The organism is Geobacillus sp. ZGt-1 (genome assembly GCF_001026865.1).
GTDB classification, from domain to species: Bacteria; Bacillota; Bacilli; order Bacillales; family Anoxybacillaceae; genus Geobacillus; species Geobacillus thermoleovorans.
This window is the reverse complement of record NZ_LDPD01000004.1, coordinates 69,653-69,901: the sequence shown is the minus strand read 5'-3', so window position 1 is coordinate 69,901 and position 249 is coordinate 69,653.

Sequence of the window (249 nt, the reverse complement as noted above, 5' to 3'; positions counted from 1 at the left end):
TGAGCTATTGCGGAATGATGTTTGACAATCGACATTGTTTATTATATTGAGCAACTTGTCGTTTGTCAATACGTTTTCCCGCAACTTCCTCTGCTGTTTTCCGCCGTTTAGCGACGGCTTTTATAATTTAGCACACGATCATCCTGATTGTCAACCTTTTTTCGCAAAATGTTTTGTTTGATTATTGGCATTGACTGGACATTATAGTTTAACAATTCCTGACGAAAAGGCAGCTTGTCTATTTTCTCG